Here is a 15,824-nt window from a genome sequence, read left to right as displayed (position 1 = left end):
ACTGCTCTGGATGAGTGTTTTGCCAGAGGCGCTGGGTAGCCGGCATACCCAGCGCCCACCTTACTTAACGGGCTTTAGGTGCGACCAGGAAAGCCAGGTTTGCGAGGGTGCGGGATTCCAGAGTAATTGCTTTCATGATTGAACTCCTTGTTCATTGTTGCTTCGTGGTTAGTTGGTGCCACCTTCGTGGTGACGACTTAATAATAGTTTGTAATGGATTAATCGCAAGCAAATATTAAGTAGGAATAATCCAGTAATTTTGTCGGAGTGATCTTTGGCTGGAAGTAAGTGTGTAAGTTTAATGCTACTAAATAAAATAGTTAAGGAAATGTCCTGCACGACGGCAGGACGATAAATGTAGGAAAGCAAAGTGCAAGACAAAAAAGAAGGGGAGCCTGTGGGCTCCCCTTTCGCTAGCGTCAATGCCGTGCGTCTGTCAGCTGTTCGGCAGCAGACGGCAGGTGATGCTCTTGATGTAGCGGGTTTCCGCAATGGCCGGGTGCACCGGGTGATCCGGGCCCTGACCGCCGCGCTCCAGCAACTGGATGTTGCGATCCAGGTGACGGGCGCTGGTCAGCAGGATGTTCTGCAGATCATCTTCCGGCAGGTGCATCGAGCACGAAGCGCTGACAAGGATGCCGTCCTTGTTGAGCAGGCGCATGGCTTGCTCGTTCAGGCGGCGGTAGGCGCCTTCACCGTTTTTCATGTCCTTCTTGCGTTTGATGAACGCAGGCGGGTCGGCCACGATCACGTCGAAGCGTTCTTCGCTGGCCTTGAGTTCCTTCAGGGCTTCGAAAACATCGCCTTCGATGCAGGTCATCTTGTCGGCGAATCCGTTCAGTGCGGCATTGCGCTCGACGCCGTCGAGGGCGAAGCCCGAGGCATCGACGCAGAACACTTCGCTGGCGCCGAACGCGGCAGCCTGCACACCCCAGCCACCGATGTAGCTGTAGAGGTCCAGCACGCGTTTGCCTTTGGCGTAAGGCGCCAGGCGTGCGCGGTTCATGCGGTGGTCGTAGAACCAGCCGGTCTTCTGGCCCTGGATCACCGGCGCTTCGAATTTCACGCCGTTCTCTTCCAGAGCAACCCACTCCGGCACCAGGCCGAACACGGTTTCGGTGTAGCGCTCCAGACCTTCGGCGTCACGGGCGGCGGAGTCGTTCTTGAACAGAATGCCGCTCGGCTTGAGCACCTGAGTCAGCGCCGCGATCACGTCATCTTTATGGGCTTCCATGGTGGCGGAAGCGATCTGTACCACGAGGATGTCGCCGAAACGGTCGACCACCAGACCCGGCAGCAGGTCGGAGTCACCGTAGACCAGGCGATAGAACGGTTTGTCGAACAGACGCTGACGCAGGGAAAGCGCCACGTTCAGGCGATGCACCAACAGCGACTTGTCCAACGGCAGTTTGATGTCGCGCGACAGCAGGCGGGCGCAGATCAGGTTGTTCGGGCTCATGGCCACGATGCCCAGCGGCTTGCCGCCGGCGGCTTCGAGGATGGCCTGGTCGCCGGCCTTGAAGCCGTGCAACGGGGTGGCGGCCACGTCGATTTCGTTGCTGTAGACCCACAGGTGGCCGGCGCGCAGGCGACGGTCGGCGTTGGCTTTGAGGCGCAAGCTAGGCAGGGACATGACGTCGCTCCGGAAAAAAGAGCGGGAGTATACCGTGTTGCGACGCAGGCGGGTTCGGTGCTGGACATGTGGCGCACAGGCGTGGCGCGCAAACGGACGAAGGCAGAATTCTGTCCATGGTCTTGAATGAAAGTTTCCGCCGATCTGCCCCTGATGTGTCGTTCGTCGGTTTTTAGGGGTTAGAATCGCCGCCTGTCCAAGAGTATGTACTTATGTCCCAAGAGCTGACCACCGAACAGATTCAACAATCCCTGCAAGGCATCAGCGTGCCGGCGCAACCGCAGATCATGGTGGATCTGCAAATGGAGCAGTACATGCCCGACCCGGACCTGGAGACGATCGCCAAGCTGATCTCCCAGGATCCCGGCCTGTCCGGCTCTCTGCTGAAAATCGTCAATTCCCCGTATTACGGCCTGAGCAACAAGATCACCTCGATCAAGCGCGCGGTGAACCTGCTGGGCAGTCGCTCGATCATCAACCTGATCAACGCGCAGTCGATCAAGGGCGAGATGAATGACGACACCATCGTCACGCTCAACCGTTTCTGGGACACCGCCCAGGACGTGGCCATGACCTGCCTGACCCTGGCCAAGCGCGTCGGCACCGAGGCGAGCGACGAGGCCTACGCATTGGGCCTGTTCCATGACTGCGGCGTGCCGCTCATGCTTCAGCGTTTCCCGGACTATATGAAGACACTTGAAGAGGCTTATGCCAACGCCAGTGCCGATTGCCGGGTGGTGGACACTGAGAACCGTGTCTACAACACCAACCATTCGGTGGTGGGTTACTACACCGCCAAGTCCTGGCGCCTGCCGGAGCATGTCAGTGCGGCCATCGCCAATCACCACAACGCCATGGCGATCTTCAGCGATGAGACTTCGCGCAACAGCCAGATGAAAAACCTGCTGGCGATCCTGAAAATGGCCGAGCACATCTGCGCGTCGTACCGGGTGCTGGGCAACCAGAGCGAAGACTTCGAGTGGCAGGCTGTCGGGCCGCTGGTGCTCGAATACATCGGTCTTTCGGATTACGACTTCGAAACCCTGAAGCAGACGATCCGCGAACTCGGCGCACACTGACTTAGCAAACTGATTCGAGACCCCCATGCCTGAATTGCCGGAAGTCGAAACCACCCGCCGCGGGATCGCCCCGCACCTGGAAGGCCAGCGCGTCAGCCGGGTGATCGTGCGCGACCGGCGGCTGCGCTGGCCGATTCCCGAAGACCTCGATGTGCGCCTGTCCGGCCAGCGCATCGTGCTGGTCGAGCGGCGCGCCAAGTACCTGCTGATCAATGCCGAAGTCGGCACACTGATCAGCCATCTGGGCATGTCGGGCAATTTGCGGCTGGTTGAGGTCGGGATGCCGGCAGCCAAGCATGAGCATGTGGATATCGAACTGGAGTCCGGCCTGGCCCTGCGCTACACCGATCCGCGACGTTTCGGCGCGATGCTCTGGAGCAACGATCCGCTCAATCACGAATTGCTGATTCGTCTGGGGCCGGAGCCGTTGACCGATCTGTTCGATGGCGAGCGATTGTTTCAGCTGTCACGCGGACGGTCGATGGCGGTCAAGCCGTTCATCATGGACAACGCGGTGGTGGTAGGGGTTGGCAATATTTACGCGACCGAAGCACTGTTCGCCGCCGGCATCGATCCGCGCCGTGAAGCCAAGGGCATTTCCCGGGCGCGCTATCTGAAGCTGGCGATCGAGATCAAACGCATCCTCGCAGCTGCCATCGAGCGTGGCGGCACCACGTTGCGCGATTTCATCGGTGGCGACGGGCAGCCGGGGTATTTCCAGCAAGAGTTGTTTGTCTACGGCCGCGGTGGCGAACACTGCAAGGTTTGCGGCACGGGCCTGCGGGAAGTGAAGCTGGGCCAGCGGGCCAGCGTTTTCTGCCCGCGCTGCCAGACCTGACGAAAAGCTGAAAAAGTCCTACGGTCTATAGTGAGTTGTCTCACTGTTCAGCCCGAAGGATCGTGCCATGAAGTCCTCGCAAGTCCTGCTCCTCGCACTGCTGCTGTGTTCCAGCCTGACCGTTCAGGCCACGGAAGGCGGCAGCGGTGATCCGCGATACGCCATCCAGAATCCACCGGCCTACGCCATGATCGGCGATCTGCTGATTGCCCGCCCCTTGCTGGTGGCGGCGACAGTGATCGGTGCAGGCGTGTTTGTGGTGTCGTTGCCGTTTACCGCGCTGGGTGGCGGTGTCGGCGATGCGGGGGAGGCGCTGGTGGTGGCGCCGGCGAAAGCGGCGTTCGTGCGTTGCCTGGGCTGTACCGGGGAAGGGTTCGAGCAGCGTGAATGACGTGATCGCAGCCTGGCGCTGCGATCACGGTCAGCGACTCAAGCCTTGCCGGTAATCTTGCGGTACTTCTCCATCAACTGTTCTTCAGTCTCCGGATGGGCTTCGTCCAGTGGAATGCAATCCACCGGGCAGACCTGCTGGCACTGCGGCTCGTCGTAGTGGCCGACGCACTGGGTGCACAGGTTCGGGTCGATCACGTAGATCTCTTCGCCCTGGGAAATGGCGGCGTTCGGGCACTCAGGTTCGCAGACGTCGCAGTTGATGCAATCGTCGGTGATGATCAGGGACATGCTAACTCCAGCCGGGGCGGCGGGCCCGGGCGCAATAAATCAATGCGCGCAATTGTGCCGCATTGGCGCCCGCAGTGCACGCGGGCGCCGTTTGAACGGACGTTACTTCTTGAAGCGCAGGGTCAGGGCGTCAGCCACGGCCGGGTGGACGAACTTGCTGATATCGCCGCCCAGGGCTGCAATTTCCCGCACCAGGGTCGAGGAAATGAACGAATAACGCTCGGACGGAGTGAGAAACAGGCTCTCCACATCCGGCGCCAACTGGCGGTTCATGTTGGCCAGCTGGAATTCGTATTCGAAGTCCGACACTGCGCGCAAACCACGCAGGAACACATTGGCGTTCTGCTCCTTGGCGAAATGCGCCAGCAGCGTCGAGAAGCCGACCACTTCCACGTTCGGCAGGTGTTTGGTGACCTCGCGGGCCAGCTCGACCCGTTGTTCCAGCGGGAACAGCGGATTCTTCTTGGGGCTGGCGGCGACGGCGATGATCACATGGTCGAACAGGCGCGAGGCGCGTTCGACCAGATCGCCATGGCCCTTGGTAATAGGGTCGAAGGTACCTGGGTACAACACTCGGTTCATCGCGTCGTCCTGGCGGGAATCCGTTGGGGAGTCGGATGGTATCGCAGCCGTCCCGGTCGGCCAAGTCGCCTTTTGGGTAAGAAAGCACTATGGACGGTACGAATCTTCGGCTTTTTCACGGGTTTTTCAGCCGTTCGCCGAGGGACGTCGCCAGTTGCGCCGTCAGACCATACACCGACAGTTGCGGGTTGGCGCCGATGCTGGTGGGGAACAGCGAGCCGTCGTGAATCGACAGATTGCCCAACTGATGATGGCGCCCCAGGCTGTCGGTGACGGCGCTTTTCGGGTCTTCGCCCATCGCGCAACCGCCCATGACGTGGGCGCTGCCCAGGCGGGTGCGGTACAGCTCCAGGCTCAAACCGTCGATCATTTTGCGTGCCTCGGCCAGGCTGTTCACATAACGCGCATCGGCGTGCATCGGCATCACCGCTTTGGCGCCGCCGGCGAACTGAATCTCGGCCATGACATGGAAGGCCCGGCGCAAACCGTCCCAGGCGTAGGGCGACACCTGGTAGTCGAGTACTGGCGAACCATCCCCGCGCAATTCGACGCTGCCACCCTGGCTGTCCGGGTGAAACCCGTCACGCAGTAACGCCAGCATGGCGTGGGTGTGGGGCAGGTCGGCCATGTGCTGTGCGTTTTCCTGGCCGAATCCGCCAAGCAAGGTAGCGGCCAGCGCCGGGTGCAACGGCGGCACTTCGAGTTTGAAGGCCATCGGCCCGGTGGCGCCATCCTTCCACTGGAAATGGTCGGAGTAGATCGACTGCGGCGCTCCGTAAAACGGGTTGATGACCTCGTCGAAGCGCCCGGCGGACATGTTAACCGGGTGCAGAAAGGTGCGTTTGCCGAGGCGTTGATGCGGATCCGGCGCATCCGAGCGCAGCAGCAGGGCGGGGCTGTTGATGCCGCCGCCGGCCAGCACGTAATGGCGAGCCTTGACCGTGATCTTGCGCCCGGTCGGTTCGACGCAGCGTTCGTCCATCGCCACGCATTGCAGGCCGGTGACCTTGTCACCGTTGATCAGCAGTTTTTCGGCGCGGGCCAGATAGAGCAGCTCGCCGCCCTTTTCCAGGGTCGCCGGAATGGTCGTAACCATCATCGACTGCTTGGCGTTGGTCGGGCAGCCCATGCCGCAATAGCCGAGGTTCCAGCAGCCGCGCACGTTGCGCGGGATCACGTGCCAGCTGTAGCCGAGTTGTTCACAGCCTTTGCGGATTACGTCGTTGTTGGCGTTGGGCGGCACCATCCACGGGGCGACGCCGAGGCGCTGCTCCATTTTTTCGAACCATGGCGCCATGTCGGCGGGGCTGTGGCCTTTGACGTTGTGTTCTTTGGCCCAGTGTTCGAGGGTCGGCTCGGGGGTGCGAAAACTCGAGGTCCAGTTGATCAGGGTGGTGCCGCCGACCGCGCGGCCCTGAAGGATGGTGATCGCGCCGTCCTTGCTCATGCGGCCGATGCCTTCCTGATAGAGGCTGCTGTAGGCCTTGTCTTCCAGCATCTTGAAGTCGCTGCTGGTCTTGAGCGGGCCTTCTTCGATCAGCAGCACTTTATAGCCGGCGGCGCTGAGGATTTCCGCCGTGGTGCCGCCGCCGGCACCGCTGCCGATGATGGCCACGTCGGCTTCCAGGGTCAGGTCATCGGTCAGTTGCGCGCCGTTGTAGGTTTTCCAGCCACGGGCAAGGCCTTCGCGAAACGGGTCGGGTACGGGCATCAATCAGGCTCTCTTATTATTGTTCGGGGGAGGCGCGAGTCTTAAACCGTGGGCGGGCCGGGATAACCGCAGTGGGCCCAGGATTCGGCGCGGGTGTACCAGGCCATCATCACCATTTGCTGCAGGGAGCTGTGACCCATGCGCAGCAGGCTCAATGAACTGTTTTCCCAGCGCTCGAGAAAGTGGCGGATCGCCTCGGGGCTGGCATTTTCCCAACTGCCCCAGATGCCGGTCAGCGGTCCCCGGGTCACGGCCATGCCCAGCACGTCGAACAGCTGTCGGGTGAGCTTGAGCATTTCCGGCGACAGGTGATCGAGGCTGTAGTCCAGGGACTTCAGGGTTCCGTCGACAGCGGCAGGCATCTTTTCCACCGCGACGGCGCCATCGAGCATCACCGGAATCAGCGCACGCAGAAACAGCAGGTCACCGCTGCGCAACGTGGCAAATCCGTTGGCCGATACGCTCGACGAACAGCCGCTGAGGCTGGCACCAAGGCCGGCGGTGGCGAGGAAAGCCGTGGCGCCGAGGCTGAATTTCAGCAGGCCACGGCGCGAGAGGGCGGGTGTTTCGGTCAGGCTTGGGTGCATTGTTGTTATTACCCGGCGGTGACGTTAGCGAATGAACAGTTTCTGGATCAGTTTCTGAATGGATTTGCCGTACGGCGGGTAAATCAGCTTCGCCGCGTTGAAGCGCTGTTTAACCAGCACGCCCTTGGCCTTGCTGAAGGTCAGAAAACCTTCGTGTCCGTGGTAATGGCCCATCCCCGACGGCCCGATACCGCCGAACGGCATGTCGTCCTGGGCCACATGCAGCAGCGTGTCGTTGAGGCAGACGCCACCGGAGTGGGTTTCGTGGAGCACGCGGTTCTGTTCGCGTTTGTCGTAGCCGAAGTAGTAAAGAGCCAGAGGACGTGGGCGCTGATTGATGTAAGCAAATGCCTGATCCAGGTCCCGGTACGGCACGATCGGCAGCAGCGGGCCGAAGATTTCGTCCTGCATCACTGTCATCTCGTCGCTGACATTCAGCAGCAGGCTGTGCGGCATGCGTCGGCCCTGGCCCTGCTCGAACAGCGGAATCAGCAGCGCGCCCTTGCTGGTGGCGTCGCTGAGGTAACTGTTGAGTCGAGCCAGTTGGCGTTCGTTGATGATCGCGGTGTAGTCCGGGTTGTCGGCGAGTGTCGGATAAAACCCGCGCACGGCCTGGCGATAGGCTTCGACGAAACCGCCGACCCGTTCTTCCGGCACCAAGACGTAGTCCGGCGCTACGCAGGTCTGGCCGGCGTTGAGGGTCTTGCCGAAGGCGATGCGCTCGGCGGCGTCCTTGAGCGGCACGTCGTGGGAGACGATGGCCGGGGATTTGCCGCCCAGCTCCAGGGTCACCGGCGTGAGGTTTTCCGCCGCCGCGCGCATCACGTGCTTGCCGATGCTGGTGGCGCCGGTGAACAGCAGGTGGTCGAAGCGCAATTTCGAGAAGGCCACGCCGACATCGGCCTCGCCGAGCACCACGCAGACCAGGTCTTCAGGGAAGATCCGCGCCAGCAATTCCTTGAGCAGCAGGCCGGTGGCCGGGGTCGACTCGCTGAGTTTGAGCATCACCCGGTTGCCTGCTGCGAGCGCGCCGGTCAGCGGGCCCATGGCCAGGAACAACGGGTAGTTCCACGGCACGATCACGCCGACCACGCCCAGGGGCTGATACACGACTTTCGCCGACGCTGGCTGGAAGGCGACGCCGACCTTGCGCCGCGAAGGTTTCATCCACTGACTGATATGCCGGCTGGCGTAATGAATGCCGTGCAGGCTCGGCATCAACTCGGCAAGCAAGGTTTCATCGGCGCTGCGGTGGCTGAAATCCGAACTGATCGCCCCGATCAATGCCTGCCGTTCGTTGCTCAACAGATCGCGCAAGGCCTTGAGCCACTGCTGACGCTGGGCAGCAGGTGGCATCGGGTTGGCGGCGTAGGCGGCGCGCTGCGCGTCGAACAACCGGTTGAGCTCTTCCAGCGGCTGTTGCAACGATTGCAGGTAGGCAATATCGGCGGTCATTGTCGGCTCCGGATTTGTTGTCGTGAGGAACTTTCTAGAGTCTATGCTCTAGAAAGTCAAATGACTTCCTTGGGCATCATGGTTTTATCCCATTCCGGTTAGGTCGTAAGATGCCCCCCAACGCACTCTGAATTAAAGCTCAAGCCATGGCCCCACGGATCAAAACCAGCGAGCGCATCGTGCAGAACAGCCTCGAGCTGTTCAATCAGCAGGGCGAGCGCAGCATCAGCACCAATCACATCGCCGCCCACATGGAGATTTCTCCGGGCAATCTGTACTACCACTTCCCCAACAAGCAGGCGATCATCGCCGTGTTGTTCAGTGAGTACGAAAGCCTTGTGGACAGCTTCCTGCGCCCGCCTCAAGGGCGTGCGGCGACGGTCGAAGACAAGCGCTTCTATCTCAAGGAACTGCTGTCGGCGATGTGGCGCTACCGCTTTCTGCACCGTGATCTCGAGCACTTGCTCGACAGCGACCCGGATCTGGCCGGGCGTTACCGGCGCTTTTCCCAACGCTGCGTGATTCAGGGCGCGGCAATCTATGAAGGCTTCGTCGCCGCCGGGATCCTGAAGATGGACCGGGTGCAGATCGAATCCCTGACCCTCAACGCGTGGATCATCCTCACCTCCTGGGTACGCTTTCTGTGCACCACCCGGGAAAATTCCAACCACCTCAGCGAACAGGCCATTAAACGTGGCGTGTATCAGGTGCTGGTGCTGGAAGCGGGATTTGTCACCGAGCAGGCCCGCGATGAGGTCAATGCACTGTTCGAAGAATTCTACGTACCGTTGGCCCAGGCCCTCGAAGAAAGGTCCTGACCCATCCGCTCACAGGAGTCGTTCGCTATGCCGATTGCGCAACTGATCAGCCCGACCACGCTGGATGCCCGCAAGGAGCAACCGGGGCTGGTGATTCTCGATTGCCGTTTTGCCCTCGAAGACCCGGATTACGGCCAGCGTAGCTATGCCGAAGGGCACATTGCCGGGGCGAGTTTCGCCGATCTTGAACGCGACCTGAGCGGGCCGGTGACCAAGGGCGTGACCGGACGTCATCCGTTGCCGGAGCCGGCGGCGTTGATCGAGCGTCTGCAAGCGTTCGGCATCAACAACGACAGCGACGTGGTTCTGTATGACGACGGCCCCGGTGCCTATGCGGCACGGGCCTGGTGGTTGCTGGCGTGGCTGGGCAAGCGCGACGGCGTGTTCATTCTCGATGGCGGACTCAAGGCCTGGCACGCGGCCGGTCTGCCGCTGAGCCTGGATGCGCCTTCGGTGGCGCGCGGGAAGTTCAGCGGGCACCCGGACAAGCATCTGCTGCTCAGCGCCGAGCAATTGCAGCAGCGCCTCGGCCAACCGGCCCTGACCCTGCTCGATGCTCGCGCCTTGCCGCGTTTCAAGGGCGAAGTGGAGCCGATCGACCCGATTGCCGGGCACATTCCCGGCGCGCAATGCGCGGCGTTTACCGAGAATCTGGGCAGCGACGGGCGTTTCCTTCCCGCTGATCAACTCAAGCAGCGCTTTGCCGCGAAACTCGGCGAGCGTTCGCCGAACGATCTGGTGGCGTATTGCGGTTCCGGGGTGACGGCGTGTCACAACCTGTTTGCCCTGTGCCTGGCGGGTTATCCGTTGGGTGCGCTGTATGCCGGGTCGTGGAGTGAGTGGATCAATGAGCCTTCGCGCGGCATCGCCACGGGTGAGTAAACGCGTTCAGCGTTCCAGTCGCGCGCTGCGATAGGCCGCCGGCCCCACGCCATAAACCTGTTTGAACTGCCGGCTCAGATGGCTCTGGTCGGCAAAGCCCAGTTGCGTGGCGACTTCCACTGGCAGGCAGCCGCTCTGCAACAAGCCCCGCGCGCAGGCAATCCGCTGTTGCATCAGCCAGGTGTGCGGCGGCATGCCGGTGGCGCGGCGGAACACCCGGGCGAAGTGGAAGGGCGACAGGTTCACCGCCGCCGCCAGTTCTTCCAGCGAGGGTGGCGCCGCCAGTTTTGCGTGCAGCAACTCCTTGGCCATCACCACTGCGCGGTGTTCTTTTCCGGGTTTGCCGTTGATCTGCACCGCCGCGTGACGTTGCAGCAGCATCATCATCATTTCGCGCCACACCGTCTGCTGCTGCAGCGCGGTGGCGGGGCTTTCCAGCAAGCGGTGCAACTGGCTGAAGCCGTTGACCAGATCCGGGTCGCGATACAGCGTCGCGCCAAAGGCCGGCATGGGCGCGATTGGCAGCTCCAGTTCTTCAAGCAGCGAAACAATCTTGTCGGTATCCGGATAGAACGCCCGGTACAGCCAGCCGTCCTCGGTGCCTTTGTGGCCAGTGTGCAATTCATCCGGGTTGATCAGCACCAGCGTGCCGCTGCCGGCCAGGTGTTCGGCACCGCGATAACGATAGCGCTGGGCGCCGGCCATGATCATGCCGATCACGTAGCCGTCGTGAACGTGCGGGGCGAAACGATGCTCGATGTAGCGCGCCGAGAGCAGCTCGACGCCGGCCAGCGGCGCGGTTTGCCAGAAACGGATCGACTCGCCCTGATCGCTCATGACCTCACCCGCGCCCCGTTTCGGCCAGCCACTGGGGAATGCGCCGTTCCAGGTAATAACCCGGTTGGCGGAATGAGCCGTCGACGAAGCCGACATGCCCGCCCCGGGCCTGCAATTCGAATGCGGTCGAGCTCGACAGTTCGCTGGCCGAAGGCAGGCTGTGGGGAAACACGAACGGGTCGTCCGCCGCCTGAATGATCAGGGTCGGCGTGCGGATCTCGCCCAGAAAGTAGCGGCTCGATGCCCGACGATAATAATCCTCGGCATCGGCAAAACCGTGCAGTGGCGCGGTCACCCGGCCATCGAAATCCCAGAAGGTGCGCATGTTTTCCAGTGAGCCAAGGGCGGCCAGTGCGGCAAGACCATCCTCGCGGCCGTCGTGCTGGAACTGGCGCTGCTTGTTCTTGATGTAGGCGACCATTTCACGCATGAAGTGCGCCTGATAGACCTTCGAAAACCCCTGGCCGATACGGTCGGCACATTGATCCAGTCGAAATGGCACCGACACCGCCACCGCACCGAGCACGCCGCTGGCGCTGCCGGTTTCCCCCAGATGCTTGAGCAACACGTTGCCGCCAAGGGAGTAACCGACCGCATACAGCGGCGCCAATGGTCGCTTGGCTTTCAGGTGTTTGATGGTTTCGGCGAGGTCTTCGCTGGCGCCGGAATGGTAACTGCGCGGCAACAGGTTCGGCTCGCCCGAGCAACCACGCCAGTTCAATGCGACGCTGGCCCAGCCTTGGGCGGCGAGCGCTGCCTGAATCCCGGCGACGTAAGGCGAGTTGGAAGAACCGGTCAGCCCGTGCAGCACCAGCACCAGAGGCGCATCGGCGCTGTGCGGGCCGTGCCAGTCGAGGTCGAGGAAATCGCCGTCTTCCAGCCACAGGCGCTCGCGCTGGCGATCAAGGTGTACGGTTTTGCGCCACAGCGGTCCCCACAAGGTTTGCAGGTGCGGATTGCCGAGGCCGAAGGCGGGGATGAACGGTTTTGACGAAGGGGACACGATTGCTCTCGATGCAGCGCAGCGAGCCTCGGCTGAGGCTCGCTGCTTTTTCAGGCCGGTCGGTTAACCGGCGATCACTGCCATACGTTGCCACAACGCGTAGTACACCCGCCCGGATTTCTGTTCGCGGTGCAGGCGCCAGTTGCCTGGCAGGCCGAGGGTCGATGGCGCGGTTTCGCTTTCAGTGTAGATCCACGAATCATCGGCCAGCCATTGGCGCTCTTCCAGCAGCGTGCACACGGCGGGCAGCAGGTTCTGGTTGAACGGCGGGTCGAGGAATACCAGGTCAAACGCGGTCGAAGTCTGGGTTTCCAGATAGCGCAAGGCATCGGCAGTCTGCACCTGGCCATTGGTGCAGCGCAGGGTGCCGAGGTGTTCTTTCAGGCTGGAGACCGCGACATGGCTGGCATCCAGCGCCTGACCCATGGACGCGCCACGGGACAATGCTTCCAGAAACAGCGCGCCGCTGCCGGCGAACGGATCGAGCACCTTGGCCCCGGCAACGTACGGCGCGAGCCAGTTGAACAGGGTTTCGCGCACACGGTCCGGCGTCGGGCGCAGGCCCGGTGCATCCGGGAAGCTCAGTTTGCGGCTACGCCATTCGCCGCCGATGATGCGCAACTGGTTCACACCGTTGTGCAGTTTTTGTACAGGTTTCTTTGGACTGGCCATTAATGCTCCGGAACCCCGAGCGGCTGCTCGGCAGGTTTATCAGATGGGGCCGGTAACGGCTTTTGCGGCACGGTCGGGCCAGCGCTGACGATGACCATTTTGTCCGTGCTCAAGTGTTTGTTCAGGGCGTCGCGGACCTGCTCGACGGTCAGGCTCTGGGACTGACGCATGAAGTCGTCCAGATAGCTCAGCGGCAGGTTGTAGAAACCCATGGCGCCGAGCTGGCCGACGATATCGGCGTTGCTCGCGGTGGACAGCGGGAAGCTGCCGGCCAGTTCGCGCTTGGCGTCGTCGAGTTCTTTCTGGGTCGGGCCGGTCTTCAGGTAATCGGCGAGCACGTCCTGCACCAGTTTCAGGGTGCCTTCGCTCATTTCCGCGCGAGTCTGCAGATTGATCATGAACGGGCCGCGCGCCTGCATCGGGCTGAACGCCGAATATACGCCGTAGGCCAGGCCACGCTTCTCGCGGACTTCGCTCATCAAGCGAGTGCCGAAGCCACCGCCACCGAGGATCTGGTTGCCCATCGACAGCGCAGCGTAGTCCGGGTCGTCACGGTCGATGCCCAGTTGCGCGAGCATGAGGTTGGTCTGCTTCGACGGGAATTCGATGTGGCCGACACTGGCCTTCGGCTCCTGCGGCTGGGCGATCTTCGCCAGCGCCGGGCCTTTCGGCAGGGCAGCGGAAACCTGACTGGCAATCGCCTCGGCTTCGCTGCGGGACAGGTCGCCCACCAGTGCAATCACCACGTTGCCGGCGGCATACGCCTTGGCGTGGAACTCGCGCAGTTGCGCCAAAGTGATCTTCGGCACGCTTTGCGCGCTGCCATCGCTGGAGTGTGCGTACGGGTGATCGCCGTACAGACGCTTCATCAATTCCAGGCTGGCGAGTTTGCCGGGGTTCTGTTTCTGGTACTCGAAACCGGCGAGCATCTGGTTCTTGATGCGTGCGAAGGAGTCGGCGGGGAAGGTCGGCTTGCCGATCACTTCCGAGAACAGTTTCAGCGCCGGCTCGCGCTTGTCGGCGGCACTCAGGCTGCGCAACGAAACGATGGCCATGTCCTTGTAGGCGCCGTTGCCGAAATCCGCGCCCAGGCCTTCGAAGCCCTGGGCGATGGCGCCGACATCCTTGCCCGCCACGCCTTCGTTGAGCATGGCGTTGGTCAGCAGGGCCAGGCCCGGCGCGCTGCCGTCCTGGCTGCTGCCTGCGGAGAAGATCAGGCGCATATCGAACATCGGCAGTTCGCGGGCCTCGACGAACAGCACCTTGGCGCCTTCGGCGGTGTTCCAGGTCTGCACGTCGAGCTTGCGGCTGGCCGGGGCCTTGCCGTCGAGCTCGGCCAGCGATTGCAGCTTCTGGCTGGACTTGGCGTTATCCAGTGCTTCGCTGGCCTTGCTGTTGTCGCTCGGCGCCAGATACAGCGCGGCGGAGCCAATGACTGCCACGGCGATCAGGCCAAGCAGCAGGCGTGGGGTTTTGCGCTCACTCATGAGTCGTCTCCAGTGGCAGGACGTGGGCGACGCTGAGACGTTCGCGGGTGAAATACAGCCTGGCGGCGTTCTGGATGTCTTGCGGGGTGACGCTTTCCAGATCGGCCAGTTCGGTGTCCATCAGCTTCCACGACAGACCGACGGTCTCCAGTTGGCCGATGGCGGTGGCCTGGCTGGTGATCGAATCGCGTTCGAAAACCAGACCGGCGATGACTTGCGCCCGCACCCGCTCCAGCTCTTCAGCGGAAGGTGCAGTGGTTTTCAACTGTTCCAGCAGTTTCCACAGGCCGGCTTCAGCCTGGGCCATGGTCTTTTTCTTCTGGGTGTTCGGCGTGGCCGACAGGGTGAACAGGCTGTCACCGCGGGTGTAGGCGTCGTAGCTCGACGAACCGCCGGACACCAGCTCTTCGCCGCGCTCCAGTTGGGTCGGGATACGGCCGCTGTAGCCGCCGTCAAGCAGCGCTGAGATCAGGCGCAAGGCGTTGATCGAGCGTTTGTCTTCGGCGGTGGCCAGACTCGGCACGTTGAAACCGAGCATCAGGCTGGGCAGTTGGGTCTGCACGTGCAGGGTGATCTGGCGTTCGCCGGGCTCGGCGAGTTCCAGCGGTTGCTTCGCCGGCGGCACATCGCGTTTCGGGATCGGCCCGAAGTAGCGTTGGGCAAGGGTTTTCACTTCGTCCGGGGTCACGTCACCGACCACCACCAGCGTGGCGTTGTTCGGCACATACCATGACTGATACCAGTGGCGCAGCTCTTCGACCTTCATCCGGTCGAGGTCGGCCATCCAGCCGATGGTCGGCGTGTGATAACCGCTGGCCGGGTAGGCCATGGCCTTGTAGCGCTCGTAGGCTTTGGACATCGGTTTGTCGTCGGTGCGCAGACGGCGCTCTTCCTTGATGACTTCGATTTCCTTGGCGAACTCGTCGGCCGGCAGGCGCAGATTGGCCATGCGGTCGGCTTCCAGTTCGAAGGCTACGCCCAGACGATCGCGGGCCAGCACCTGGTAATAGGCGGTGAAGTCATCGCTGGTGAAGGCGTTCTCTTCGGCGCCGAGGTCACGCAGGATCAGCGAGGCCTCACCGGGACCGACTTTCTCGCTGCCCTTGAACATCATGTGCTCGAGGGCGTGGGACAGACCGGTCTGGCCCGGGGTTTCGTAGCTGGAGCCGACCTTGTACCAGACTTGCGATACCACCACCGGCGCGCGATGGTCTTCGCGCACGACGACTTTCAGACCGTTGTCGAGGGTGAATTCGTGGGTCGGTTGCGGGTCGGCCGCCAGGGCCGAAAGGGGCAGGCAGACTGTGCTGAGCAGCAGGCCTGCGGCGCGGCGGGCTAGAGCATTCATTCGTTTTTAAACCTGTTCGGCTGCCCGCTTGGTCTTAGCCTAGGCGGGCGAGGAGGTGCTAGGATACTGATCCGTTTTACCGGCGACCACGCCTATCCGGTTTTGAAACTTGATCAGGTTGTATGGGTTTGCGGCAGAAGGCCTTGGTTTATCAGCTAAACTTCGCTTTTTCGCCGATTTTGCCGGCTAGTCCTTCATTAAAACGATTCCT

At 62.0% G+C, this 15,824-nt stretch carries 16 protein-coding genes; 5 read left to right on the top strand and 11 right to left on the bottom strand.

Annotation, left to right across the window (positions count from 1 at the left end; translation table 11 throughout):
- Positions 1-436: 436 nt before the first annotated feature.
- Entirely contained in the window at positions 437-1,633 is a 1,197-nt protein-coding gene (locus R1A29_RS27210) for a class I SAM-dependent rRNA methyltransferase (protein WP_085709044.1), read from the bottom strand.
- Positions 1,634-1,899: 266 nt separating this feature from the next.
- Between R1A29_RS27210 and R1A29_RS27205 the strand changes: the two genes are divergently transcribed.
- From R1A29_RS27205 to R1A29_RS27195, 3 genes are all read left to right on the top strand, one after another.
- Positions 1,900-2,712, top strand: coding sequence for an HDOD domain-containing protein (locus R1A29_RS27205; RefSeq protein ID WP_438302091.1), 813 nt, complete (start codon positions 1,900-1,902; stop codon positions 2,710-2,712).
- A gap of 25 nt (positions 2,713-2,737) precedes the next feature.
- On the top strand, positions 2,738-3,550 hold the full coding sequence (gene mutM / locus R1A29_RS27200; protein WP_085731547.1) for a bifunctional DNA-formamidopyrimidine glycosylase/DNA-(apurinic or apyrimidinic site) lyase: 813 nt from the start codon (positions 2,738-2,740) through the stop codon (positions 3,548-3,550).
- Positions 3,551-3,617: 67 nt separating this feature from the next.
- Positions 3,618-3,941 (top strand): multidrug transporter, encoded by a 324-nt coding sequence (locus R1A29_RS27195; RefSeq protein ID WP_438300059.1) that lies wholly within the window; start codon positions 3,618-3,620, stop codon positions 3,939-3,941.
- Between the two features lie 38 nt (positions 3,942-3,979).
- Here the strand turns inward: R1A29_RS27195 and R1A29_RS27190 are convergent, their stop codons facing one another.
- The 5 genes from R1A29_RS27190 to R1A29_RS27170 all read right to left on the bottom strand — a co-directional run bounded on the left by R1A29_RS27190 (position 3,980) and on the right by R1A29_RS27170 (position 8,566).
- Positions 3,980-4,231, bottom strand: coding sequence for a YfhL family 4Fe-4S dicluster ferredoxin (locus R1A29_RS27190; protein WP_003195146.1), 252 nt, complete (start codon positions 4,229-4,231; stop codon positions 3,980-3,982).
- 102 nt (positions 4,232-4,333) lie between these two features.
- Complete coding sequence (gene coaD / locus R1A29_RS27185; RefSeq protein ID WP_003229157.1) at positions 4,334-4,813, bottom strand: pantetheine-phosphate adenylyltransferase; 480 nt, start codon at positions 4,811-4,813, stop codon at positions 4,334-4,336.
- 115 nt (positions 4,814-4,928) lie between these two features.
- Entirely contained in the window at positions 4,929-6,524 is a 1,596-nt protein-coding gene (locus tag R1A29_RS27180; RefSeq protein WP_438300058.1) for a GMC family oxidoreductase N-terminal domain-containing protein, read from the bottom strand.
- Positions 6,525-6,565: 41 nt separating this feature from the next.
- Complete coding sequence (locus tag R1A29_RS27175) at positions 6,566-7,111, bottom strand: twin-arginine translocation pathway signal protein (protein WP_438300057.1); 546 nt, start codon at positions 7,109-7,111, stop codon at positions 6,566-6,568.
- Positions 7,112-7,135: 24 nt separating this feature from the next.
- Complete coding sequence (locus tag R1A29_RS27170) at positions 7,136-8,566, bottom strand: coniferyl aldehyde dehydrogenase (RefSeq protein ID WP_438300056.1); 1,431 nt, start codon at positions 8,564-8,566, stop codon at positions 7,136-7,138.
- A 146-nt stretch (positions 8,567-8,712) separates the two neighbouring features.
- Between R1A29_RS27170 and R1A29_RS27165 the strand changes: the two genes are divergently transcribed.
- Both R1A29_RS27165 and R1A29_RS27160 read left to right on the top strand, forming a co-directional pair.
- Complete coding sequence (locus R1A29_RS27165) at positions 8,713-9,384, top strand: TetR/AcrR family transcriptional regulator (RefSeq protein WP_085709051.1); 672 nt, start codon at positions 8,713-8,715, stop codon at positions 9,382-9,384.
- 27 nt (positions 9,385-9,411) lie between these two features.
- Positions 9,412-10,266, top strand: a complete 855-nt coding sequence (locus R1A29_RS27160; protein ID WP_438300055.1) for a sulfurtransferase — start codon at positions 9,412-9,414, stop codon at positions 10,264-10,266.
- 6 nt (positions 10,267-10,272) lie between these two features.
- Here R1A29_RS27160 and R1A29_RS27155 read toward each other — a convergent pair whose 3' ends face one another.
- The 5 genes from R1A29_RS27155 to R1A29_RS27135 form a co-directional block, all read right to left on the bottom strand.
- Positions 10,273-11,103, bottom strand: a complete 831-nt coding sequence (locus tag R1A29_RS27155; RefSeq protein ID WP_438300054.1) for an AraC family ligand binding domain-containing protein — start codon at positions 11,101-11,103, stop codon at positions 10,273-10,275.
- A 4-nt stretch (positions 11,104-11,107) separates the two neighbouring features.
- Positions 11,108-12,106: a hydrolase gene (locus R1A29_RS27150; protein ID WP_438300053.1), complete on the bottom strand. Its 999-nt coding sequence runs from the start codon at positions 12,104-12,106 to the stop codon at positions 11,108-11,110.
- 63 nt (positions 12,107-12,169) lie between these two features.
- Entirely contained in the window at positions 12,170-12,778 is a 609-nt protein-coding gene (gene rsmD, locus R1A29_RS27145) for a 16S rRNA (guanine(966)-N(2))-methyltransferase RsmD (RefSeq protein WP_438300052.1), read from the bottom strand.
- Complete coding sequence (locus R1A29_RS27140) at positions 12,778-14,265, bottom strand: M16 family metallopeptidase (protein ID WP_438300051.1); 1,488 nt, start codon at positions 14,263-14,265, stop codon at positions 12,778-12,780. The genes rsmD and R1A29_RS27140 overlap by 1 nt, the downstream gene beginning before the upstream one ends.
- On the bottom strand, positions 14,258-15,613 hold the full coding sequence (locus tag R1A29_RS27135) for a M16 family metallopeptidase (protein WP_438300050.1): 1,356 nt from the start codon (positions 15,611-15,613) through the stop codon (positions 14,258-14,260). The genes R1A29_RS27140 and R1A29_RS27135 overlap by 8 nt, the downstream gene beginning before the upstream one ends.
- Between the last annotated feature and the right edge of the window lie 211 nt (positions 15,614-15,824).

It is taken from the genome of Pseudomonas sp. NMS19W (assembly GCF_051554255.1).
In the GTDB taxonomy this organism is placed as follows: Bacteria; Pseudomonadota; Gammaproteobacteria; order Pseudomonadales; family Pseudomonadaceae; genus Aquipseudomonas; species Aquipseudomonas kribbensis.
The sequence above is the reverse complement of the archived record's forward strand: the minus strand, read 5'-3'. Positions and strand labels throughout refer to the sequence as shown.